The organism is Actinacidiphila polyblastidii (genome assembly GCF_036353415.1).
Classification (GTDB): domain Bacteria; phylum Actinomycetota; class Actinomycetes; order Streptomycetales; family Streptomycetaceae; genus Actinacidiphila; species Actinacidiphila polyblastidii.
In genome coordinates this window covers 59079-82931 of sequence record NZ_JAZEWV010000026.1, presented here as the reverse complement: position 1 = coordinate 82931, position 23853 = coordinate 59079, and the positions used below count along the sequence as shown (strand labels likewise).

At 72.4% G+C, this 23853-nt stretch carries 17 protein-coding genes; 4 read left to right on the top strand and 13 right to left on the bottom strand.

Translation table 11 applies throughout. The annotated features are described in order from the left end of the window. Positions 1-5 precede the first annotated feature (5 nt). Together V2S66_RS25210 and V2S66_RS25205 are read right to left on the bottom strand one after the other, a co-directional pair. Positions 6-3803 carry an AAA domain-containing protein gene (locus V2S66_RS25210; protein ID WP_330798696.1) on the bottom strand — a complete coding sequence of 1266 codons (3798 nt, stop codon included), beginning with the start codon at positions 3801-3803 and terminating at the stop codon, positions 6-8. 218 nt (positions 3804-4021) lie between these two features. Beyond that, positions 4022-4792, bottom strand: a complete 771-nt coding sequence (locus V2S66_RS25205; protein WP_330798695.1) for an SDR family NAD(P)-dependent oxidoreductase — start codon at positions 4790-4792, stop codon at positions 4022-4024. A 202-nt stretch (positions 4793-4994) separates the two neighbouring features. Between V2S66_RS25205 and V2S66_RS25200 the strand changes: the two genes are divergently transcribed. Continuing rightward, positions 4995-5609, top strand: a complete 615-nt coding sequence (locus tag V2S66_RS25200) for a TetR/AcrR family transcriptional regulator (protein WP_330798693.1) — start codon at positions 4995-4997, stop codon at positions 5607-5609. Between the two features lie 102 nt (positions 5610-5711). Here the strand turns inward: V2S66_RS25200 and V2S66_RS25195 are convergent, their stop codons facing one another. The 6 genes from V2S66_RS25195 to V2S66_RS25170 form a co-directional block, all read right to left on the bottom strand. Continuing rightward, complete coding sequence (locus tag V2S66_RS25195) at positions 5712-6881, bottom strand: hypothetical protein (protein WP_330798691.1); 1170 nt, start codon at positions 6879-6881, stop codon at positions 5712-5714. A 195-nt stretch (positions 6882-7076) separates the two neighbouring features. After that, entirely contained in the window at positions 7077-9620 is a 2544-nt protein-coding gene (locus V2S66_RS25190) for a SpoIIE family protein phosphatase (RefSeq protein WP_330798689.1), read from the bottom strand. Positions 9621-9794: 174 nt separating this feature from the next. Next, complete coding sequence (locus V2S66_RS25185) at positions 9795-11006, bottom strand: cytochrome P450 (protein WP_330798687.1); 1212 nt, start codon at positions 11004-11006, stop codon at positions 9795-9797. Positions 11007-11121: 115 nt separating this feature from the next. Then, on the bottom strand, positions 11122-11673 hold the full coding sequence (locus V2S66_RS25180) for a cysteine hydrolase family protein (RefSeq protein WP_330798686.1): 552 nt from the start codon (positions 11671-11673) through the stop codon (positions 11122-11124). Then, a complete protein-coding gene (locus tag V2S66_RS25175; protein ID WP_330798722.1) occupies positions 11670-13196 on the bottom strand; it encodes an MFS transporter in 1527 nt (508 codons plus the stop codon). Before V2S66_RS25175 ends, V2S66_RS25180 begins: the two co-directional genes overlap by 4 nt. A gap of 20 nt (positions 13197-13216) precedes the next feature. After that, positions 13217-13666: a MarR family winged helix-turn-helix transcriptional regulator gene (locus tag V2S66_RS25170; protein WP_330798685.1), complete on the bottom strand. Its 450-nt coding sequence runs from the start codon at positions 13664-13666 to the stop codon at positions 13217-13219. Between the two features lie 278 nt (positions 13667-13944). Here V2S66_RS25170 and V2S66_RS25165 point away from each other — a divergent pair, with 278 nt between their 5' ends. Continuing rightward, positions 13945-15009 (top strand): cobalamin-independent methionine synthase II family protein, encoded by a 1065-nt coding sequence (locus tag V2S66_RS25165; RefSeq protein ID WP_330798684.1) that lies wholly within the window; start codon positions 13945-13947, stop codon positions 15007-15009. 100 nt (positions 15010-15109) lie between these two features. On the opposite strand, the gene V2S66_RS25160 is transcribed toward V2S66_RS25165, so the two are convergent. Beyond that, the gene (locus tag V2S66_RS25160) at positions 15110-15889 is read right to left on the bottom strand and encodes a DUF6008 family protein (protein ID WP_330798682.1); all 780 of its coding nucleotides are present in this window, start codon (positions 15887-15889) and stop codon (positions 15110-15112) included. Between the two features lie 1000 nt (positions 15890-16889). Here V2S66_RS25160 and V2S66_RS25155 point away from each other — a divergent pair. Further along, on the top strand, positions 16890-18614 hold the full coding sequence (locus tag V2S66_RS25155) for an FAD-binding oxidoreductase (protein WP_330798681.1): 1725 nt from the start codon (positions 16890-16892) through the stop codon (positions 18612-18614). A gap of 71 nt (positions 18615-18685) precedes the next feature. Here V2S66_RS25155 and V2S66_RS25150 read toward each other — a convergent pair whose 3' ends face one another. Then, the gene (locus V2S66_RS25150; protein ID WP_330798679.1) at positions 18686-19150 is read right to left on the bottom strand and encodes an SgcJ/EcaC family oxidoreductase; all 465 of its coding nucleotides are present in this window, start codon (positions 19148-19150) and stop codon (positions 18686-18688) included. Positions 19151-19413: 263 nt separating this feature from the next. Here V2S66_RS25150 and V2S66_RS25145 point away from each other — a divergent pair, with 263 nt between their 5' ends. After that, the gene (locus tag V2S66_RS25145; RefSeq protein ID WP_330798677.1) at positions 19414-20403 is read left to right on the top strand and encodes a TIGR03557 family F420-dependent LLM class oxidoreductase; all 990 of its coding nucleotides are present in this window, start codon (positions 19414-19416) and stop codon (positions 20401-20403) included. 39 nt (positions 20404-20442) lie between these two features. Here V2S66_RS25145 and V2S66_RS25140 read toward each other — a convergent pair whose 3' ends face one another. The 3 genes from V2S66_RS25140 to V2S66_RS25130 all read right to left on the bottom strand — a co-directional run bounded on the left by V2S66_RS25140 (position 20443) and on the right by V2S66_RS25130 (position 23839). Beyond that, on the bottom strand, positions 20443-21441 hold the full coding sequence (locus V2S66_RS25140; RefSeq protein WP_330798675.1) for a sigma-70 family RNA polymerase sigma factor: 999 nt from the start codon (positions 21439-21441) through the stop codon (positions 20443-20445). Positions 21442-21601: 160 nt separating this feature from the next. Further along, the gene (locus tag V2S66_RS25135; protein ID WP_330798673.1) at positions 21602-22549 is read right to left on the bottom strand and encodes an LLM class F420-dependent oxidoreductase; all 948 of its coding nucleotides are present in this window, start codon (positions 22547-22549) and stop codon (positions 21602-21604) included. A 132-nt stretch (positions 22550-22681) separates the two neighbouring features. Then, on the bottom strand, positions 22682-23839 hold the full coding sequence (locus V2S66_RS25130) for an epoxide hydrolase family protein (RefSeq protein ID WP_330798670.1): 1158 nt from the start codon (positions 23837-23839) through the stop codon (positions 22682-22684). Positions 23840-23853: the final 14 nt, after the last annotated feature.

The following is a 23853-nucleotide window of genomic DNA, read 5'->3' as shown; positions in this document are numbered from 1 at the left end:
CTCCTCTAGCCCCTGAAGACGCGGCCGGCCGGCCGGACCGCCTGGTGTTCGGCGAAGACCCCGCACAACTGCTCCCAGAAGGCCACCCCGCTGTCGGCGAAGTGGGCGAAGTCGCCGACGAGGACGAGGAGCCGGCGCGCGCGGGAGCACATCACGTTGATCAGGTCCGGCTGGACCAGGTGGCCCATGTTCCGCCAGGGCGCCGTGGTGCTTCCCCGGGTCTTGTCGCGGACCAGGGAGACCACCACGGTCTCCGCCTCCCGCCCCTGGAAGGCGTGCACGGTGTGGACGAACGGGCGCAGGCTGCCGCGACCGCGCAGCAGGTCGGTCTGGTGGCGGTACGGGGTGAGCACCGCGAGGGAGACCCGCCCGGAGTCGTCGTCGGTGAGCTGCGGGACGGGGTGCAGCTGGGAGACGAACTCGTCGATGACCTCGACCTCGCCGCGGTTCTTCCACGCCGGCTCGTCGGCGCAGGACGGCAGGGCGCCGGTGTCGAGCCACAGGAGGGAGGCGTCGCCCAGCCAGTCCGGCTTGTCGAAGCCGTGCGGCTCGTCGGCCTTGGCGGTGGTGATCTGGAGGGCGCCGGACTCGGCTCCGCCCGGCGCGGGATAGAAGATCCGGCTCACCAGGTTGCCGATGTCCTCGTTCATCCGGAACTGCTTGCTGAGCGTGCGGATCGGGGAGTTCTTGCGGGCCGCCTCGGCCTGTTCCGCGGCCTTCTCCTGCGCGGCCGACTCCTCCCGCGGCACGGTGTCCGGCTGCGCCCCGGGCTCCGGCTGCGACGCGGTGTCCGCCGGCGCCGGTGAGGCGGCCGGCGCCGGTGAGGCGGCCGCGGGGACGGGGTCGCCGTCCTTCCCCGAGGGTTCGAAGAGGCTGCCGAAGAGATCGAAGACCCGCATGTACGCCTTGCTCTGGGTGCCGGCCAGGGCCAGGTCGGCGTCCCCGTGGTCGGCGGAGGACAGGAGGAACCGCTCGACGTCCCGGCGCCGGTGGGCGGGCAGTTGGTGGTGGTCGCCGACCAGCGTCCAGCGCAGCCCCTGCGACAGCGGGATCGCGATCTCGGTCGGCCACGCCTTGGCGGCCTCCTCGATGACCACCCAGTCGAAGGGCTCGTCCTTGCGGTCGCCCGTCATGAACTCCGGCGCGGCCGAGGAGCAGGTGGCGAAGACCAGGTTCGCGCAGCGCCGGATGCGGTCCGCCAGCTCGGGCACCGCGTCGGCGGCGACGTGCTCCCACTCCTCCAGCAGGTCCCGCAGCGGCGCGACGGCGTTCTCGCGGGTCCTGCGCGCGTGCTCCGTCAGCAGCCTGGCGCGCTCCTCGGCCAGCGTCGCCGGCCGGAAGCGCTTGAGCCGGTCGTCGATCCGGTCCGCGGTGGAACGGGTGGTGACCCGCATGGGGATGATGTCGCCCTTGGCCACCGGATCGGGCCCGCCGTCCTCCGGCACGAGCCGTTCCAGCACCCGCACCGCGAGGTTGTCCAGCGCCCAGTTGGACTGCGCGGAGACCAGCACGCGTGAGCCGCGCTCGGCCCGTATGTAGGCGGACACGGCCCGTGCGGTCATCTCGGTCTTGCCGGTGCCGGGCGGGCCCTGGAGGGCGTAGAGGGGCTGCGACACCAGCATGTCGATCACGGTCTCGCGGCCCAGGTCGGAGACGTACTTCTCCCAGCGGGCCGGCAGTCCCTTGATGGTGCGCGGGCGTTGCAGCTGGCTGACCAGGACCTGGTTCTCCAGCATCCGCCAGCGGGCCTGGATCTGGCGGCGCAGCGCGACCGCGCTGCCGAGGTCGCCGCCGGGCCGTATCCAGCCGCTGGCGCTCATCGCCTTCAGGTCGCGGGGACCGCCCACGAGGACCTTGATCGACTCCTCGCCCACCTGCTCGACGAGGCTCACCAGGACCCGGTTGTCGCGGGGGTAGTACGGCCGCCCCTTGCGGTCCGGCAGCACCTCGATGTCGCCGCCGTCGGTCGACGACCCGAACGCGGCGAAGAAGTCGCCGAGGGAGGGCCGCGACTGGGTGTCCGAGTAGTAGCTGGTGGCCATGGCGTCGCCGTACTTGCGCGCGTCGTCCCGGTCGCGGTCGAGCCGCAGCGTGACCAGCCGGCCGCTGCTCTCCTCGGGCACGACCTGGTAGGCGTACTCGCGGGCCTGCAGTTCGATGCTCTGGTACCGCAACAGCCAGTCGAACGCCTGCTGGTAGAGCAGGTCCTCGGGGGAGGCGTCCGAGCCGCGGGCGATGGCGTCGATCAGCACCGTCCAACTGGGCCTGCCCCGTTGCTGCGCCGCGAACTCGGCCGGGTGGATGTCGGACGGGATGACGTCCACCGAGGGGATCTTGCGGCTGAACGCGGCCCGCGTCGCCTCCTGCCGGGCGTTCTCCCCCAACTGCCGGTCCAGGGGCACGGTGTACTTGATGATCAGCGTGCTGTCCTCGGGCGGCCCGAGCACGGTGCCCATGGCGTTGTACGGGCGGTAGCGCTCGCAGAACCACGCGGCACGGGCGCCGATCAGCAACTGCTGGGCGGACCGCTTGGTCGCGGTCGTGCCGGCCACCACGTACGGGTCGGCGCCGTGCACGGCGTGCACGAGCAGGGCGCCGGTGAGGTCCTCCTTGATGAACTGGGCGAGCTCCTCGCGGCCCTCGTCGGTCTCCGGGTCCAGGTCGAGCCAGCCCCACGCGTACATGTGGCGGCGGAACTCGACGGGCGGGAAGGCCACCAGGTAGGGCATGTCGTTGGTCTTGTGGTCGGCCCAGTGGTCGAGGATGCGCTCGTAGTTCTCGCTGATCCGGCTGACCACCCTGTCCGCGGTGGGCCGGCTGCCGTGGCTGGGCGCCAGCATGTCGCTGAGCAGCGACTTTAACGCGTCGGGCAGCGCGGTGCTGTCGAGCAGCGCGGCGCGCCGGGTGGACTGCCGCTCCAGCGCCCAGGCGCGCAGCGCCGCGCCCGTCTGCCCGGCCGGCGGCTCGGGCCGGGTGAGCTCGTCGGGCAGGAACCACTCGGCGACCGTCGCGCCGAGGCTGAAGACGTCGGACACCGCCTGGTCGGCGGCCTCGGCGCCGGCCTCGGGGAAGAGGAACGCCAGCCGCTCCGGCGCGCAGTAGGCCAGCGCGCGGGAGTCCTGGCCGAGCAGGATGCTGACCGCCTGCTTCGCGTTCTCCTCGGAGTCGCCCTCGGCGGACCGCAGCAGGTTGCCGACCAGCGCGCTCATCTCGAAACGGGACAGCTGGAGTTGGAGCCGCTCGGGACCGGCGGGGAGCCGGGCGTCCTGGTGCACGTCGATGGTGCCGGGCCACAGGTTGCGGTGCACGATCTTCTGCCGGTGCAGGACCGACAGGGCGTCGGCGAGGAAGAAGAACTGCCGCACGGCCAGCGTCGGGTTGTCGCGCAACTCGGGGAGCAGCTCGGGCTCGTTGAGCAGGCTGTGGACGGCGCCCCTGGTCGCCACGTAGGCGAACCCGTCGACGTCGATGCCGGCCGAGGCGGTGTCCTCGCTGTCCCGGTAGCCGCCGGTCTCGATGTCGGGCAGGGCGGGGTGCCGCAGCGCGGCCGCCCGCAGCAGTACGCGCACCTCCTGCTCCCACAACTGCCCGGCCATGTCGGACAGGCCGCGGTAGATCTGCACGGTGACCGGGTAGCCCTGGAGGTTGACCAGGTCGTAGCGGTACAGGGCGCCCGGGATCAGCTCGGAGCCGCTCTCCGCGATCGCGCTGCCGGCGGGGGGCTTGTAGCGGTGGTCGAGTAAGGCGTTGGAACCGCACAGGAAGTGCTCGACCAGCCGGTGCATCTCCTCGAATGACCCCACCGCACCCCCCGGTTGCCGCGCTCCGTGTCCCATTGATAGCGCAACCGGGCGACGTGACGGTGGAAATCGCTACGATCGCACAAAATCACTCGACTTGTGGCGAGCCGGGCCGGGCAGCCCGCCGACGCGGGCGGGCGGCCCACCCGCGCACGCTCGCCGTCCGCGCCCGGCGGCGGAGCCGCGCCGGGCGACGGGGCCCCGCGGCGGCCGCCGCGGGGCTACGCGGCGATGACCGCCGCGCCCATGCGGCCGCCGTCGACGTCCACCACCGTGCCGTGGACGAACGCCGCCTCGTCGCTCGCCAGCCAGACGGCGGCGTGGGCGACGGCGTCGGGGGTGCCGATCCCGCCGGCCGGGGTGCCCTTCATCATGATCTCGCCGGGGTGGGGGTCGCCGCCGTCTTCGCCGCGCGGGACGATCACGCCGGGCGAGACGGCGTTGACCCGTACGCCGGACGGGCCGAACTCCGCCGCCCACGCCCGGGTGAGCGTCTCCACCGCGCCCTTGGTCGAGGCGTAGAGCGCGCCGACCGGGACGCCGAGGCGGGCGACCCAGGAGCCGAGGTTGATGATGCTTCCGCCGCCGTTTCGCACCATGTCCGCGGCGATCGAGGCGGTGAGGAAGAACGGCGCCTTCACGTTCACCGCGTAGACCCGGTCGAAGGTCTCCTCGTCGGTGGCGGCGGTGACGTCGCCGGGGAAGATCCCGGCGTTGTTGACGAGGATGTCGATCGGCCTGCCGAGGATCGCTCGGGCCCGCTCGGCCAGGTCGCGGGAGGCCCGGGCGCTGCCGTCGAGGTCGGCCGGCACGAAGTCGGCCAGCCCGCCGGCCGCGCGGATGCCCTCGACGACGCGCGCGCCCCGCTCGGCGCTGCGCCCCGACACCACCACGTGGGCGCCCTCGGCGGCGAACGCCTCGGCGATCGCCTGCCCGATGTTGCTCGTCGATCCCGTGACCAGTGCGGTCTTGCTCTCCAGTCGCTCACCCATGGTGCGGATTCCTCGCTCTCTGTCGTGCCCTCGGTCGTGCTCTCGGTCGTGTTCCCGGCAGGGCGCGCGCTCGTGCTCCGGGCCTTGCCCGCGCCGGTTGCGCCGCCGCTCCCCGCCACTGTGCGTCGCAGAAAATGGACCGGCAAGTCCACCCCGGGAGCGGATAGAATGGACCCATCGGTCCAGTGGAAGCGAGGGCGACATGACGCAGGCGGCCACCGCGAAGGGGCGGGCCACGCGGGCCCGCATCGTCGAAGGCGCGGCCGAGGTGCTGCGGGAGCGTGGCGTCGCCTTCACCACGCTCGACGACATCCGCGACCGCACCGGCACGAGCAAGAGCCAGCTGTTCCACTACTTCCCCGACGGCAAGGACGAACTGCTGCTGTCCGTCGCGCGGTTCGAGGCGGACCGGGTCCTGGAGGACCAGCAGCCGCAGCTGGGCCGCCTGGACTCCTGGGAGTCCTGGGCCCAGTGGCGCGATCTGGTGGTGGAGCGCTACGAACGCCAGGGCGACCAGTGCCCGTTGGGCTCGCTGTTCCTCCAGGTCGGCCGCTCCCGGCCGGGCTCGCGGGCGATCGTGACGGAGCTGATGCGCCAGTGGCAGCAGCAGCTCGCCGACGGCATGCGGGCGCTCCAGGCGCGCGGTCTGGTCGCCGCCTCCCTCGACGTCGGCCAGGCGTCCGCCGCGCTGCTGGCCGGCATCCAGGGCGGCGTGGCGATCATGATGTCCACGGGCGACTCCACCCACCTCAAGGCCGCGCTCGACGCCGGCATCGCGGCGCTGCGCGCGACGCGGGACGCGCCGGACCCGGGCTGACCCGCCGGCGGCCCCCGCGCGAGGTGCGCGGGGGCCGCAGGCCGGGGAGGGCACGGGACGGGCCTGGCAGGGGACCGGCCCGAGCCGCTGCGGGTGGAGCCGCTACGGCTGGAGCGTCACCCGCGTCTGCGTGCCGGTGGACTGGAGCGGCTGGAGGCCCTGGGCGAGCAGGGTCGCGGTCAGCGTGACGGGCGCGGGGTGCGCGCCGGCGAAGGCGACGGTGAACGCCGTGCGGAAGGAGCCGCCGGGGCCGAGGTCGGCGCCGGTGGGCGGCACCGCGACCCCGCTCAGCGTGCCGGCCGGGTCGGCGGTCAGGGCGAGCGGCCGGCCGTCGGCGGTCACCGTCAGGTCGCCCGCCGTGAGCCCGCCCTCCCGGGCGAACTGCAGCTTCGTGCCGACGGAGGTGTACGCGGCGCCGTCCGCCGGGCTGCTGAAGGTGACCGAGCCGCTGAGCGGGGTCTCGCCGGTCTTGCCGGGGGCCGCGGCGGCCATCGCGACCTTCGCCGCGCTGGTGCTGCCGACGCTGAACTCGTACACGGTGCTGTTCACCGCGAGGTTGTCGACGTAGGTGTCGAGGCCCTGGCCGGGGGCGGCCGGCCGGCTGACGCCCGCCATCACGCCGATCGCGCCGTCGCCCGCCGCGGCGCACGCGGTGGCGTAGTCGCCCAGCGTGTGGACGCTGCCGGCGCCGAGGCCGGCGACGGCGCGGGAGGTCGACCACGGCGAGTCGGCGCCGGCGACGAAGTGCCGCCAGGTGTCGGCCACCGCGCCGCTGCGGCCCAGGCTGTCCTTGGCCAGCTGCGGCTGGAAGCTGAGCGTGGTGGGAGCGCCCTGGCACAGCACCGGGAGTTGCAGCGCGGCGCCGTACGGCACGGCCGCGGCCGAGGAGGTCCAGCTCCTGACGTACATGTCGTACGAGGGGGTGGCGGCGGCGATGCCGCTCAGCGGGATCTTGCGGTTGAACCAGTGCGTGACCTCGGACTGCTGGGCGGACGGCCCGGCGGCGACGGCCAGGTGCAGGCTGCCGTTGAACCGGGCGCCGTCCGCGAACGGCGAGATCTCCTCCACGCCCGCCGCCCGGCGGGCGTTGGCGGGGTCGTCCTGGAGGCGCAGCCAGGAGCGGGACGGCCCCAGGTCGTTCGCGGTGACCTGCTGGAGGACGTACGCGGTCGCGTGCGCGCCGGGGGCCAGCGCGACGCCGGGGAGCGCCACGGCGGCGGCGGTGAGGACCCCGGCGAGTGACGCGCCGAGGGCTCTGGGGAAGCGGGGCATGCGGGGGGACTCCCATCGGCAGGGGCGGGCAGGGGTGTCGGGGGCCGGATACGTCCCACCGCCGCGGGAGGGCGACGCCTCCCCCGGTCCTTCACCACCCGGACGGCCCGGCCGCCGCGCGCCCGCGGAGCCGTACGCCCGTACGCCGGCGCAGTCGTACGCCCGCGGGTGCGGCTCGCGGGCGCTGCGGTGCGCTCAGGCGGCCCGCCGGTCCGCGGGGAGCGCCTGCTCCGCCCAGATCGTCTTGCCCGTCGGCGTCTGCCGCGCCCCCCAGCCCTGGGTGAGCTGTGCGACCAGGTGCAGGCCGCGGCCGCCCTCGTCGCCCACGCGCGCCCGGCGCATGTGCGGGGCGGTGCTGCTGGCGTCGGAGACCTCGCAGATCAGCGTCTCGTCGCGGATCAGCCGCAGGCCGATGGGCAGGTCGCCGTACCGGATCGCGTTGGTCACCAGTTCGCTCACCACCAGCTCGGTGACCGGCGCGACCTCCTCCAGGCCCCAGTCGTCCAGCTGGCGCACGGCCTGGGCGCGGGCGTCGGCGACGATCGCCGGGTCGGAGGGCAGCGCCCAGTCGGCGACCTGGTCGGCGGGCAGCGCGCGGGTGCGGGCCAGCACCAGCGCCACGTCGTCGGCGGGGCTGTCCGGCAGCATGGTCCGCAGGATGCCGTCGCAGGCCGCCTCCAGCGTCGGCCACGGCTCGGCCAGCACCGCGCAGAGGCGGTCCTGGCCGCGGCCGACGTCGTGGTCGCGGGCCGCGACCAGGCCGTCGGTGTGGACGACGAGCAGGCTGCCCTCGGGCAGCTTCAGCTCGGTGGACTCGAAGGGCAGGCCGCCGACGCCCAGCAGCGGCCCGGGACTGAGCCGCACCAGGCTGACCCTGCCGTCGGGGAGCACCAGCGCGGGCGGGGTGTGGCCGGCGCTGGCGAGGGTGCAGATCCGGGAGATCGGGTCGTAGACCGCGTACAGGCAGGTCGCGCCGATCTCACCGGGGACGCCGTCCCTGCCGTCGGCGCCGGCGGCTGCGGCGTACCCGCCGTCGTCCCGGTCGGAGTCGAAGTGGGCGACGAGGTCGTCGAGGTGGGTGAGGAGTTCGTCCGGCGGCAGGTCCACGTCGGCGAGGGTGCGCACCGCGGTGCGCAGCCGCCCCATGGTGGCCGAGGCGTGGATGCCGTGGCCGACCACGTCGCCGACGACGAGGGCGACGCGGGTGCCGGACAGCGACACCACGTCGAACCAGTCGCCGCCCACGCCGAGCCCGCTGCGGGCCGGCAGATAGCGGTACGCGACCTCCACGGCGGCCTGCGCGGGGATCTCCCGGGGCAGCAGACTGCGTTGCAGGGCCAGCGCGTTGGTGCGCTCGCGGGTGTAGCGGCGGGCGTTGTCCATGCCGACCGCGGCCCGGCCGGCGAGCTCCTCGGCGAGGACCAGGTCGTCGTGTGCGAAGGGCAGCGGGGTGGACCGGGCGCGGGCGAAGACCGCCACGCCGAGGGTGGTCCCGCGGGCCCGCAGCGGCACCGCCATCAGCGAGTGGAACCCGAACGTCGTGACGCTGGAGTGCCGCAGCTCGTCGGCGGTGACCCAGCGGGTGAAGTCGGGGTCGGCGTCGCCGCTGAGCACCGGCCGGCCGGAGGCCAGCGCGCGGGCCGGGGGCGCGTAGCGGGGATAGACGTCGACCTCCCCGACGCCGACGGCCGCCTCCGGCACCCCGGCGCTGCCCGACCCGTGGGCGATCCGCCGCAGCAGCACGGTGGCGGGGACCGGGCCGGCGAGCGGCTCCTCGCCGCGCATGACGGAGTCGAGCAGGTCCACGCTGACGAAGTCGGCGAGGCGCGGCGCGGCCAGGTCGGCGAGTTCCTGGGCGGTGCGCGTCACGTCCAGGGTGGTGCCGATGCTGCGCCCCGCCTCGTTCAGCAGCGCGAGCCGCTGCCGCGCCCGGTACTCCTCGCTGCCGTCGAAGGCCGCGGTGCCGACCCCGCACACCTGCCCGGTGTCCGGGTCCCTGACCGGCCACATCTCGACGATCCAGGCGCTGCGGCGGAACGGGAAGGGGTCAGGTGTGCGGTGCTCGTACCGCAGCGGCCTGCCCTCCTCGGCGACCCGCCGGACGTGCCACAGGAACCCCCGGTCGGCCTGGCCGCCGGTCAGCAGCTCCGGGTACGGCGAACCGGGCGGCTGGTTCCCGTCCGGCGGCCGCGGCCGGTCCTCGCCGGACGCGAAGGTGTTCAGCCGCCAGGCGCCGGAGGCGGTGGTGTACGTGGACATGGCGATCGAGGACTGCGCGAAGGACCGCTCCGCGGTCGCGCGGGCGCGGGACTCGCGGGCGGCGGACTCGGGCGCGGCGCCCTGCGCGGCGTCCTGGCCGGTCCGGCCGGCGGGGGCGGCGCGGACGTCCGGGGCGGCGGTGACGACGAAGCCGCGGGTCGTGCCGTCGGCGCCCAGCAGCGGACTGGCGCGCAGGACGACGTCGAGGGGGTGCCCGTCCCGGTGGCGCAGCGCCGCGGAACCGCTCCACTCGTGCGTGTCGATCAGCGAGAGCGCGGCCACGGCGGGCGGATTCCTCGCGGCGAGCAGGCAGACCGCCGCACGGCCGACGACCTCGGCGGCCGGGTAGCCGAGCAGCCGCCGGGCGCCCTCGCTCCATCCGGTGAGCACACCGGTGGGGCCGAGGGTGGCGGTGGCCGCGGCCTCGGCCGGCCGGCCGGAACGACCGGAGCGACCGGACGTCTGCTCGAAATCAGGCATGTCGGCCCTACTGTCCGATCCGGGATGAGTCGATGCTCCCCGCTGTCCAGCGTGCGCGCCCCGGCCCGGCGGGGCAAACGCGGCCGCGCCCGGCGGCGGACCCGCCGGGCGCGCCGTGCCGTGCCGTGCCGGCCGTACGCCCGTGCCTCCCGGGCGCCCGGCCGCCGGGACGGGTCAGCCGAACCGCAGCGGCAGCGTGTGCGGGCCGCGGACGAAGACGCCGGTCTCGGGCGGCGGTTCCCCCGTTGCGAAGTCCATGTCCGGGAAGGCGTCGAGGAGTTGGTTGGCGCCCACCTCGACCTCCGCCTTGGCCAGCAGTGCGCCGACGCAGAAGTGCCGGCCGAGCGCGAAGGCGAGGTGGTCGGCCGCCGCGCTGAAGGCGTTGGCAGTGGTCAGGTCGGTCCTGAAGACGTCGTACCGGTCCGGGTCCGCGTACCGGCTCTCGTCGCGGTTGGCCGCGCCGATCAGGCAGGTGACGGTGGCGCCGGCCGGCACGGTCCCGCCGCTGAGGGTCACCTCTGCGGCGGTCTGCCGCATGATCATCTGAAGTGGCGGGCTGTGCCGCAGGGACTCGGCGAACGCCGCGGGGACCAGGCCGCGGTCGGCCCGTACCGCCGCCAGCTGGTCGGGGTGGGCCAGCAGGTTGCGGAACATGCCGGCGATCGCCTTGTCCGTCGTCTCGCCGCCCGCGGAGAGCAGCAGGCTGACGAAGGACGTGATGTCCTGGTCGGTCATCCGGGTGCCGTCGATCTCCGCGGTGCACAGGCTGGAGAGCAGGTCGTCGCCCGGATCTGCGCGCCGCCGCTCGATCACCGGCAGCAGGTACGCGCGCAGTTCCGCGCCGGCGCGCAGTCCGGCGGCGGCCACCTCCGGGTCCTGGCCGAGGTTGGCGAAGAACCCGACCACCGCCTCGTACCAGGCGTGGAAGCGGTCGTGTTCCGAGTGGTCGAGGCCGAGCATGTCGACGATCACGTTGACCGGGAAGCGGGTGGCGAACTGGTCGACGAGTTCGGCCTGTTCGTGGTCGCGGAAGGCGTCGATCAGCTCGCGCGCGTTGCGCTCGATGACCGGCATGAAGCGCGTCCGCAGCTCCCGGCCGCGGAAGGCCGGCGCCACCAGCGCCCGCTTGACGGCGTGTTCGTGGCCGCTCATCTGCACGATGGTCCGGCCGCCGTGCACCGGCTCCAGCTGCCAGGCGTAGTTGTCGGTGGTGAACACCGGGTCCCGAAAGGCCCGTTCGACGTCCTCGTACCGCGAGATCAGCCAGCTGCCGGTGGCCTCGTGGTAGTGCAGCGGGTAGTGCTCCCGCAGCACCCGGTAGGACGGGTACGGGTCCGCGGCGAACTGCGGCGAGAGGATGTCGGGGGGCTGCGGGACGACGGTCACGGTACGTCCTCCTCGGATTCCCGCGGGGCGTGGCACGGGCGCCCGACGGTAGGACAGCCCCGCGCGGCCGTCCATACCGCCCGTGCCCGGCCGGCCGCGCACCGGCCAGATCCGGTCAGCCGAGCGACGCCGTCCACGCCTCGATGGTGGTGACCTCGGCCTGGCGCGGGAAGACCTTCTCCAGCAGCACCCGGTGCAGCTCGGGATCGGCGTCGCCGCAGCCGTCGGCGAGCACGGTGAGCCGGAAGTCGAGGTCGGCGGCCTGGCGGAGCGTGGACAGCACCACACCGCTGGTCGCGAGGCCCGCCAGCACCAGGTGGCCGACGCCGCGCGACCGCAGCAGCACCTCCAGGTCGCTGCCGGTGAAGGCGCTGACCCGCCGCTTGGTCACCACCGGCTCGCCAGGCCGCGGGGCGAGGTCGGGGTGGATCGCCGCGCCCGGGTCGCCGGGGGTGTACGCGCCGTCCGGCAGGGCGCCGAAGGTCTTGTTGCGCGGGCTGATCTCGGGGTGGCCGGCCCGGAAGCCGATCACCACGTACAGCACCGGGACGCCCGCGGCGCGCGCCGCACGCACGGCGGCGGCCACCCGCGGCACGTAGCCGGGGTCGGGGACGCGTGCGACGATGCCGTTCTGGACGTCCATCACGAGCAGGGCGGTGGTGGTCACGGCGTGGCGCCTTTCGGGGGGTCGGCGTCGGCATCGGCGTCGGCGTCCGACGCGGACGCCGCTGAGGCGGAGTCGGGAGCGGAGGCGGCGGGAGCGGGCGGGCCGGGGGGCGCCGACGGTACGCCGATGCGGGCGAGTGAGCGGTCGGCCACCGTCACCACGAGGAACGCGACGGACACCGCGACCAGGAACCACGCCAGGTGGTGCATCCCCGCGGTGTCGGCGCGGTGCGGGAAGAACACGCCGTTCGCCGCGGAGGCGACGATCGCGCCGAGGTAGCCGAAGGTGCGCAGCAGCCCCGCGGAGGAGCCGATGCGCTCCGGCTGCGCCTGGTGGTAGACCGCGTTCTGCAGCGCGAGGCTGTTCAGGCCCTGCGGGACGCCGAACACCACCGCCACGGCCACGAGCAGCCACACGGTGCCGCCCGCGCCGAGGAACAGCAGCAGCGCGCACGCGGCGACCTGGAAGACGCCGCCGACCAGCAGCTTGCGGCGGATCTCGGCGCGCCGCCCGAAGGCCGCGGAGACCGCGATCGCGGTGGCGAACAGCGGGAGCTGGGCGAGGCCGGTCTGCGACGCGGACAGCCCGCGGCCCTCCTCCAGCCACTGGGTGTAGCCGTAGAGGAAGGCGTACGAGACCACGTAGCCGAGCAGGGCGCGGCCGTAGGTGGCGAGCAGCGGGCCGTTGCCCGCGAGCACCCGCAGGTCGATGAAGGGGTCCTCGGGCAGGCGCAGTTCGCGCCGTGCGAAGGCCGCGGCGAGGACCGCGGTGAGCACCGGCAGCCACCAGTGCGCGAGCCGCGGGTCCATCAGGAAGAGCAGCAGCGAGACGAGCGTCGCGGAGAACAGCGCCATGCCCGGCAGGTCGAGGGCGGCGGCGCCGCGGCCGCCCTCGCGCGCCGGCGGCGTCCTCGGCAGCCGCAGCGCGCCGAGCAGCAGGCCGGCCAGGGCCAGCGGGATGTTGACGGCCAGGGTGGCGCGCCAGCCGCCGAGGCCGATGAGCAGGCCGCCCAGCGAGGGGCCGATGACGGCGACGGTCTGGTTGGTGACGGCGAGCGCGGTGAGGACCCCGGCCGGGCTGTCCCGGCCGGTGCGGGCGGCCTCGCTGCGGATCAGGTTCATGGCCGCCGGATAGCCGGCGCAGGTGCCGAAGCCGAGCAGTACGCGGGCGGCGATGAGGACGCCGAGGTTCGGGGCGAGCACGCCGACGAGGCCCGCGACGCCGGTCAGCGCGGTCCCGGCCAGGAAGAGGCGGCGCGGGCCGTGCAGGTCGATGAGGCGGCCGACGACGGGCTGGCCTATCGCGGTGGCCAGGTAGAGCGCGGAGATCAGCCACGCGGTCTGCGCCGGCGGCGCGCCGAAGGCGGCGCCGATCGGGACCAGCGACACCGAGATGATCGAGGAGTTGACCGGGTTCAGCACCGAGCCGAGCATCATCGGCGGCAGCAGTCTGCGGTCGAACGAGCCCTTGTTGCCCGCTCCGGCTCCCGTGCGGTGGGCGAGGCGGGTGAGGTGCGGGGCCATGTGCGACGTCAGGCGCGAGGTCATACGCGGGCGAGCCGTTCGAGCAGCGGCAGCGCGTCGAGCACGGTCCGCAGCTCCTGCTCGGTGAAGTGGTCGCGCAGCGCCCTCGCCATCCACTCCTCGCCGGCCCGGCGGCGGTCGGCGAGGAACTCGCGGCCGTGCGCGTTCACGGACACCAGCTGCTTGCGGCCGTCGTCGGGGTCGGCGCGGCGGCCGATCAGGCCGCGCTCCTCCAGGACGGCGACGGTGGCGGCCATCGACTGCGGCCTGACCCGCTCGGCGGCGGCGAGGGCGCTGGTGGAGGCCGGGCCCTCCCGGTCCAGGCGGCTGAGGACGGACGTCTGCGACGGGGTCAGGTCCTCGATGCGGTACTCCTCGCGGAGCCGGCGGCGCAGGCGGCTGAAGACGACGCGGATGTCCTGCGCGGCGCGGACCGCCTCGGCGGACGGGATGGACGGGGTCTCTTCCATGCCCCCACGATAAGTCGACAGGCCAGACTGTGCAAATTCACCTGTGCATATCGGCCTGCGCAGTTCCACCTGTGCATTCCCGGCTGTGCACGCGTGCGCGCGGGTCTGCACAGCCTGGGCTGTACAGGTGGAGCTGCCTGTTCCGCGGGCCCGCGGGCACCGCCGGGCCGGGTGCGGCCCGACGCTCCGATCACCCGTTCGAGGAGCGGGAAAACGTTCGCACGGACTTTGTCAAGGGGTGCTTGTGAGGGGCTGGCGTGATTCCCTAAAGTCCGGACATGAGCATCCCCACCGAACCCATCGGGAGCATCCCGAGGCCCGCCGCTCTGCAGAGCGCGCTCGCCAAGCACGCCGAAGGCGCCTTATCGGACGCTGAACTGACGGCGTATCAACTCCAGGCGACCGCAGAGACGTTGAGCAAGCTGGCCGAGCTGGGCTCCCCGGTCCTCGTCGACGGCGAGCAGGCGAAGCCGAGTTTCGCCACGTATCCGATCGCCGGGCTCACCACGCTCGACCCGAACGGCGCGGTCATTCCCTTCGCCGACGGCCACACCCGGCAGTTGCCGCTCCTGACGGCCGGCCCCTTCCGCTACCAGGTGCACGCCGAGAGCTATCTGCGCGAGGCCCAGCGGCACACCGGACTCCCGGTGAAGCAGGCGGTGATCGCGCCGTCCGCGCTCAGCCTGCTCTACCCGCCGGAGCCCATCGAGGGCTACTCGCGCGAGCAGTTCCTCGCCGACCTCGCCGACGAGGCGGAGGCCGACATCCGCGGCGCGCTGGACGCCGGCGCGCACGCGGTGCAACTCGACTTCACCGAGGGCCGGCTGTCGCTCAAGCTCGACCCGAGCGGCGGGCTGCTGAACGACTTCATCGCGCTCAACAACCTGGTGCTGGAGCGCTTCAGCGACGAGGAGCGGGCCCGGATCGGCGTGCACACCTGCCCGGGCGCCGACCACGACGCCACGCACAGCGCCGACGTGGACTACGCCGGCCTGCTGCCCGACTTCTTCCGGCTGAAGGCGGGCGCCTTCTACGTCCAGCTGTCGGGCGAGCCGGACCGTGAGCGGGTGCTGCGCGTCATCGCCGAGCATCTGCCGCCCGGCGTGCGGGTGTTCGTGGGCGTCACCGACCCGAACGACCCCGCGGTGGAGACCGCGGAGCAGGTACGGGACCGGGTGCTGGAGGCGGCCCGGCACATTCCGGTGGAGCAGCTGGGCACCTGCGACGACTGCGGCTTCTCGCCGTTCGCCGACGACACCTCGACGTCCCGCGAGACGGCCTTCGCCAAGATCGAGGCCCGGCTGCGCGGGACCGAGCTGGCCGCGCAGGCGCTCGGCCACTGAGCACGACGCACCACGCACCACGTCCCGTCGCGCCCGGCCGGAGGGCCGGGTGCGACGGGACGCCTACGGGCGAACCGCCCGCGGTGGATCGGGCGGTGGATCAGGCGGTACCGGGCTCGGCCGCACCGGGGCGGCGCTTCGGCGCGGTCCGCGGCTCGGGGGCCTTGGCGCTCTGCGCGTCGAACGAGGCGGCGATGACCGTGCGTTCACGCCAGAGGTTGAACAGCGCCATGCCGAAGATGAAGGAGCCCAGGACGTTGGCGATGAAGTGCCACCAGATGCGGTAGGTGGTCAGGCCCACGCCCGGCTGGATCTGCCCGAACCAGGTGGACAGGCCGATCGCGCGGTCCGCGCCGAACCACACCGACAGCGTCAGTGACAGGTGCTCCAGGCCGTGGATGCCCTGCATCCACACGCCCATCCGTCCCCAGCGCCGGGTCTGGGTGGCCCGGGCGCGGGTGGAGATGACCATCACCGCGGCCATTCCGGCGAGGAAGATGAAGTTGCCGGTCAGGTGCAGGATCTCCATGCCCAGGGTGGGCTTGGAGGTGTCGACCGTGTTGTAGCCCTTGGCCAGTCCCATGCCCCACGGAGTCATCCAGGCAGGGCTGTTGGGGTGGCCGAGCCAGTATCCGGCCTGCGCCACGTGCTCCTGCAGGTGGCCGATCTGGCCGATCACGCCGACCACGATGGTCGTGGCGCTGGCCCGGTAGATCCACGGCCGGCGCACCGGGCCGCGGTTGGCGTACCACAGCCCGAAGACGGCGGCCCACATCGCCACCGCCCAGAGCAGCAGCAGGATCGCGCCCAGTTTGTCCCAGCCCGAGGCTGCGGCCGCGTGCGACGCCGGCATCGCCGGCATCCCAGGCATGTCGTGCATGAGCTTCCCCCAAGTCATCGAAGCGGAGCGGACGACGCGCCTTGCCCATTCCGGGTGGCCCCGGTCGCTCCCGGGCATGCCGCACCCGGGCAGCGGTCATATGCCGAACAACGTAGGGCGGCGAGCGCCCGAGTGTTTCTTCCGGCTTGCTCTCCCTGGGAGTTGTCGCTCCCAAGGGCACGTTCGAGCCGTCCCGGCCCGACGTGAGCACTCTGGAATTTCTCCAGTCACTTCCACAACAGGGTTGACTTCCGTCCCGCCTTTATCCGGCGAGCGATTACGCATTCACACAGCGCTATCCGCGCACGTACTCGCTTGTTACGCGCCCGTACCCCTGTGGCGACATTAGCCGTGTGTTACCGGGGCATCGCGCGTAGTAGAGATCGCGGGCGGCGGCGACGCGCCGTACGAACGGCGCTTCCCGCCCGGTACCGAAACGTTTACCGAGTTTTTGGACCGCCGCTTCACGGGGGCTCCGGGGGGCCTCGCGGCGGCAAATGCCGAGGTGGGAAGGGCTGCCTTCTCAACAGGGCCTGCCGTGGCGGATGTTCGGGAACTTCCGCGGATCGTCACGGTCCCGGTACGACTCTGAAATCCTTGACACGGCAGTCCGCCGGGATGGTAATTTCCGGAGCACGACCACAGTTGCCGAATGTGCTTTTTTTCGGCGACGCCGGAGCGGAACAGGGGGACCTGCGTTGCGGCTTCGAGAGTTGCTCGGTGATGCCCCGCAGGAGTACGTGGCCGGCGGCTCGTCACCGGGCTGCAAAATTCGGCGCGAGTTACGAGCGAAGACATCGGGGACGCCGCTGCATTTCACGCAGCGCCCGCCTGAGCAGGGCCACTTCCTCTCCCTGCTGCTCATGGCGAACCGCGTCCGTCCGGTGCTGGGGGCCGGGTAACCCCACACCGTCCGCCGGGGGGCCGGCATCGCACTCAAGGGCAAGGCCAAGAGCAAGGCCAAGGGCTCAGCTCAGCGAGCAAGAGGAAGGAACACAGCATGACGCACGACAAGAGCGGGGTGAACCGTCGCCGGTTCCTCGCCGGAGCCGCCGCGAGCGTGGGCGGAGCCGCCGCGCTGGGCGGTGTCAGCGCCGGTGTCGCCGCCGCCGACCCGGCAGCGGGCAGCACGACGCCGGGAGTGGTGGGGGGAAAGGACACCACGCCGACGCCGTCCACGGGGGCGGCGCCCGCCATCACCCCGTCCGACCAGCAGTACCCCGACCTGGTCCGCGGGATGAACGCGCGGTACGTCGGGGCTCCCGACTGCGTCGAGGTCGTCGACAATCCTGGCCAGATACCGGCCATCGTCGCGGCCGCGGTGAAGGCCGGCAAGCGCCTGTCGATACGCAGCGGCGGGCACTGCCTGGAGGACTTCGTCTACAACCCGGACGTGAAGGTCGTCGTCGACCTGACCAACATGAACCGGGTCTACTACGACGCCACGTACAACGCGATCGCCATCGAGTCCGGCGCGACCCTGCTGGACGTCTACACCAAGCTCTACCAGACCTGGGGCGTCACCGTCCCCGGCGGCATCTGCTACTCGGTCGGCATGGGCGGCCACGTCGCCGGCGGCGGCTGGGGCTGGCTGACCCGGCGCAACGGCCTGGTCGTGGACCACCTGTACGGCGTGGAGGTCGTGCTCGTCGACGCGACCGGCGCGGTCCGCACGGTCGTCGCCACCCGGGAGGCCAACGACCCCAACCGCGACCTGTGGTGGGCCCACACCGGCGGCGGCGGCGGCAACTTCGGCGTCGTCACCCGCTACCTGTTCCGCTCGCCCGGCGTCACCGCGACCGACCCGCGCAAGCTGCTGCCGAAGCCGCCGGCCTCGGTGCTGTTCCAGGTGATCGCCTGGCCCTGGAGCCAGCTCACCCAGGACGAGTTCGTGCGGCTGGTGCACAACTACTCGCAGTGGCACGCCGACAACATCTCACCGACCAGCCCCAACCGGTACCTCGCCAGCTTCCTGGTGATGAACCACGCCTCCAACGGGGTGATCGTCATGCTCACCCAGGTCGACGCGGGCGCGCCCAACGCGCAGCAGATCCTCGACGACTACATCGCCTACATGAACGCGGGCGTCACGACGCCGGCGACCACGGCCACCACCAAGTCGGGTGACTTCGTGGCCATGCCGGAGGCGGTGAACGGCATCCAGCTGCCCTGGCTGGAGGCCACCCGCAAGACCAGCACCACCAACGCGCAGCTCAACGACCCGACGCTGCGCGCCGAGTACAAGTCGGCGTACGTGAAGACCGCCTTCACGCAGGACCAGGCGCTGGCCCTGTACAAGCACCTGACCAGGACCGACATCAACAACCCCGACATCAGCATCCAGCTGACCTCGTACGGCGGCGTGGCCAGCGGCGTGGACGCGGCCGCGACGGCCGCGCAGCACCGCGGCGCCGCGTTCAAGATGCTGTGGTTCGTGCAGTGGACCGACCCGGCCGACGACGACACGTACATCAGCTGGACCCGGCAGAGCTACTCCGAGGTGTGGGCGTCGACCGGCGGGGTGCCGGTGCCGAACGCCGTCACCGACGGCTGCTACGTCAACTACCCCGACGCCGACCTGAGCGACCCGACGTACAACCAGTCGTCGGTCCGGTGGTCGACGCTGTATTACAAGGACGCCTATCCGCGGCTGCAGCAGATCAAGAAGAAGTACGACCCGCGGAATTTCTTCCAGCACCGCCAGTCGGTCGAACTCCCCTCCTGAACTCCTGCACTCCTGAACGCGCGAAAGGGCCGGCCCCGGATCCTCGGATCCGGGGCCGGCCCCGTCATGAGTCAGTGCTCACCCTCACCCTTCAGCGCGCCGTCGGCACGGCGGCCGTTCTGGTAGGCGGTGACGAGGTACTCACCGTTCTCCTGCTTGGCGGCCACCCACGTGGCGCGCAGCGCGCGGTCCCAGATGAAGGTGTCCTCACCGGGGGCGATGACGCCGCCCTCGGTGACGATCGCGGCGAGCCCCGGGGCGATCCAGTGGAAGCTCACCACGTCCGCCAGCAGGCGGGTTCCCTTGTGCGGGCCCTTGAAGGACAGAGCCAGTTCCTCGGCGATGTGCTGACGGCCCTCGAAGAAGCGGTCGCCGGACAGGATGAGCGTGGCGTCCTCGGCGTAGACCGCCGCGAACTCCTCCGCGTCGTTCTTGTCCCAAGCGGCGTTCACCCGGGAGACGACGCTGCACGCGGCAGCCTTCTCGGGATCCGCAGCCAGATCACCCACGCTCGACGTGAGAGCACTTGTGGTCATCGATATCTCCTCTATTCCTCCGCAGGCTTCAATGCGCGCTGAGGTCGACGAACGGAATCAGGCAGGGGTAGCAAATACATCCTGTGCTCAAGGGGTGTGCGACGCCTCTCCCATATTGCCTTCGCCACACCTGCCGCGCCCCCGCCGCCGGGCCGCCTGCCGGTACGCTGACCTCGGACGTCACCGCCGCTGCGCGATTCCTCTCGGGCCCCGGAGGAGTCTGTATTCGTAAAGCGGACCAACAGGAGAGGCTCATCCCACCCATGAGTAGTGTTCAGATCGGTATCGCCGCCGCACTGGAGCAGTTCTCGCCGCGTGAGTCGATCAGGCTCGCGGAACTGGCCGAACAGCACGGTTTCCGGGGCCAGATGGCCGCCGACCACTTTCAGCCCTGGGTGCCCGCCCAGGGAGAGGCGTCGTTCGTGTGGAGCGTGCTGGCGTCCCTCGCCGAGCACTCCACCGGCGACCTCGGGCCCGGCGTGACCTGCCCGTCCTTCCGGCTGCACCCGGCGCTGGTGGCGCAGGCCGCCGCGACCCTGGAAGCGACCTACCCCGGCCGCACCTGGCTGGGTATCGGCTCGGGCGAGTCGCTCAACGAGCACTTCATCGCCGGATACTGGCCGGAAGCCGCCGAACGGGTCCGCCGGATGTTCGAGGCGCTGGAGATCATCAGGAAGCTGTTCAGCGGCAAGGACGTCAAGCACAACGGCGAGTTCTTCAAGCTGCACACCAGCCGCCTGTGGACGCTGCCGGACGCGCCGCCGCCGATCTACATCGCCTCCGCCGCGCCCTACACCTCGCGCAAGACGGGTGAGCTCGCCGACGGCCTCATCACCCCGGGCGCCTCGCTGGAGAAGCTCGCCTCGGTGCTGGAGAACTTCGGTGTCGGCGCCCGCAAGGCCGGCAAGGACCCCGACACCATGCCCAAGCTCCTCCAGGTGCACCTGTCGTGGGCGCCGACCGACGAGGAGGCGTGGACCAACGCGATGGTGCAGTGGCCCAACGGCGGCATGAAGTTCCCGAAGGCGGACGTCCGTTCGCCGTTCGACTTCGAGCAGATGGCGAAGCTGGTGCGGCGCGAGGACTTCGAGGGACGGATGGTCGTCAGCTCCGACCCCGACGTGCACCGGGCGTCGCTGCAGAAGTACATCGACGCCGGCTTCAACCGGATCTACGTGCACAACGTGGGCCGCAACCAGGACGAGTTCCTGGAGGTCTTCGGGCGCGAGGTGCTGCCCAAGCTCAACGGCTGAGTGCGGCCGGCCGCCGAGCCGGCGCCCGCCCCGGGAGGTTCACGCCTCCCGGGCGGGCTGCACCTGCGGCAGGCCGAACACCTCGAACAGCGAGGAGTCGCCGAAGACGGTGATCCGGGAGATCGCGCGGTCCGCGACGGTGAGCACCGCGATCCCGTACGCCTGGTACGAGCCGTCCGCGGCGCGGTAGTACGCGGCGGCGGCGGGCTGGCCGTTGGCGGCGGTCGGGACCATGAGCCAGTCACCGGGGGAGCCGAGCACCCGGGCCAGGTAGGCCGTACAGGTGACCAGACCGGAGAACCAGGTGCGCGACGGCGTCATCTCCAGCACCGCGTCCTGCCGCAGCACCTTCTCCAGGCCCGCGACGTCGGCCTGCTCGAAGGCGGCGACGTACCGGTCGAGCAGCGCCCGCAGCTCGGGCTCGGTGGGCTCGCTGACCTCCTCGGCCGACGGCGACACCTCCGCGATCCGGCCGCGGGCCCGCTGCAGCGCGCTCTTGACCGCCGCGTTCGACATCTCCAGGACCTGCGCGACCTGGGCGGACGGCATGTCCAGCACGTCCCGCAGGATCAGCACGGCGCGCTGCCGCGGCGGCAGGTACTGCAGGCTGGCGATCACCGCGAGCCGCAGCGTCTCCCGCATGGTGACCACGGCCGCGGGGTCGTCGACCTTCTGCATGACCAGGGCGTCGGGGACCGGCTGCAGCCAGCTGACGTCGGAGCCGGCCATCGCCAGCGGCGCGTCCGGGTCGTCGCTCGGCGCGCCGATGCCGGACGGCAGCGGCCGCCGGCCGCGCCGCTGCAACGCGGTCAGGCAGGCGTTGGTGGCGATCCGGTAGAGCCATACGCGCACCGAGGACCGGCCCTCGAACGTGCCGTACGAGCGCCAGGCCCGCAGGTAGGTCTCCTGCACGAGGTCCTCGACCTCGTCGATCGAGCCCAGCATGCGGTAGCAGTGCGCCAGCAGCTCGTGCCGGAACCGCTCGGTGGTGCGGACGAACTCCTCGGTATCGGGCCGGGAGTCCAGAGTCTGCGGCATCCCGCTCCCTCACACAATCGCGGGCCGGATCAGTTCCATCGGGCCCGGCCAGCTTACGCGGGGGAGCGCGCCGTGCGCATCCGTACACGGCGGGTCGTGGGGTACCCGCCGGGCACGCACCTGTCCGGGGTGCGCGCGCCCGGCGGGAGCTGGAGGGGCGTCAGGCGATGAACGCCTCGGCGAACTGCGTGAGCAGGTCGGTCTGCACGGTGTCGGGGAAGCTCAGCACGAACTCGTCCACGCCGACCGCCTCGTAGGCCGCGATGCGCTCGCGGACCGTGTCGACGGTGCCGATCAGGCCGTAGGTGCTGATGTCACCGGGGTACACGGCCGGCGCCCACTGCGGGACCCGCGCGGCCGCCTTCTCGTCCGTCTCGTCGAGCACGGAGTGCATCAGCACGGTGCGCTTGATGCTGTCGTAGTCGCGGCCGGCGTCCTCGCAGTGCTTCTTGAGGATGGCGAACTTGCGCTCGACCTCCTCCGGGGAGCCGGTCACGTTGGCGTAGTCGCCGTACTTGGCGACCAGCTTCAGGGTGACCTTCTCGCCGCCGCCCGCGATCATCATCGGGATGTGCGGCTGCTGGATGCCCTTGGGCTGGTTCACCGCGCCGCGGACCTGGTAGTACTTGCCCTCGAAGGTGACCTCGTCCTCGGTCCACATCCGCTTGATGATCTGGACGGCCTCGTCCAGCTGGCGCAGGCGCTCGCCGGCGCTCGGGAAGTCGAAGCCGTAGGCCTGGTAGTCGGGCTCGTACCAGCCGGCGCCGATGCCGAAGGTGAAGCGGCCGCCGCCGATGACGTCGGTGGTGGAGGCCATCTTCGCCTGCAGGGCCGGGTTGTGGTAGCTGTTACAGGTGGCGAGCTGGCCGATCCTGATGGTCTCGGTCTCGCGCAGCAGCGCGGCCACCGTGGTCCAGCACTCGAAGAGCATCTCCTGCGACGGCGGGACCGTCATCAGGTGGTCGGCCACCCAGATGGTGTCGTAGCCGGACTGCTCGACGGCCTTCGTCCACCGCAGCAGCGTGTCGAACGCCTCCACGGGGTCGCGTCGGCCCACGAGCTCCCATACGAAGCCCTGGGGGAGTCCGAGACTGTACTTGATCGCCATAGCGGTCCGTGTCCTTTCACGATGCTGCTTGCTGTGCCTGCCGTCGGTGTGTAGACCCGGCGGACCGCGCAAAGGAATCGCGGTCCGCCGGGTTTTCCGGAAAATCGGCCCGGAGCAGCTCCGGGGGCGGTCTCAGAGCTTGCGCAGCACCTGTCCGAACGCCTGGAGGTCCGCCGCGAAGAGGTCGGGCTCCTCCATGGCGGCGAAGTGGCCGCCGCGGTCGTACTCCGACCAGTACACGATGTTCGTCAGGTCGCGCTCGGCGAACTTCTTCACCGGCAGGAAGAGCGAGTGCGTGTACTGGGCGACGCCGACCGGCACCTCGACGGTGGGCAGCCGGCCGACGATGGAGTTGATCGGCAGCTGCGGGAAGTTCTCCACGTAGGTCTGCGCCGAGGACCCGGCCGTCTTCGTCAGCCAGTAGATCGAGATCAGCGTCAGCATCAGGTCGCGGTCGACCGCGTCCTCGGGGGCGGTCTCGGCCTGCGCCCAGTCCTTGAACTTCTCCGCGATCCACGCCAGCTGCCCGACCGGCGAGTCGGTCAGCGCGTACGCGACCGTGTGCGGCCGGGTGGCCTGCTGCTTCATCGACCCGGCCAGGATCGACAGGAACCGGTCGGTCATCCCCAGCCGCCGCCGGTCCTCGTCGCTGAGGTCGTCCAGCTCGCCCGGCTCGCCGGCCGGCAGCGTCAGCAGCAGGTTCAGGTGGATGCCCAGCAGGTGCTGCGCGTCGACCACGCCGAGCAGGATCGAGGCGACCGCGCCGAAGTCCGCGCCCTGGGCGACGTACTTGTCGTAGCCGAGGCCGCTCATCAGCTGCGCCCACGCCTGCGCCACCTTGACCAGGTCCCAGCCGGTCGACTTCAGCGGACCGGAGAACCCGTAGCCGGGCATCGACGGGATCACCAGGTCGTAGGCGACCTCCGGGTTGCCGCCGTGCGCGCGCGGGTCGGTCAGCGGGCCGATGATGTCGAGGAACTCCACGATCGAGCCCGGCCAGCCGTGCGTGATGATCATCGGTATGGCGTTCGGCTCGGGCGAGCGCACGTGGATGAAGTGGATCTGCTCGCCGTCGATCTCGGTGGTGAACTGCGGGTACTGGTTGAGCCGGGCCTCCGCCGCCCGCCAGTCGAAGCCGGTGCGCCAGTACTCGGCGAGCTCCTTCAGGTACGCGGTCGGCACGCCGCGCTCCCAGCCGACGTCGACCAGCTCGGGCCACCGGGTGTCGGCCAGCCGGCGGTTGAGGTCGTCCAGGTCGGCCTGCGGGATGTCCACGCGGAACGGTTGCATGACGGGTGCTCCCT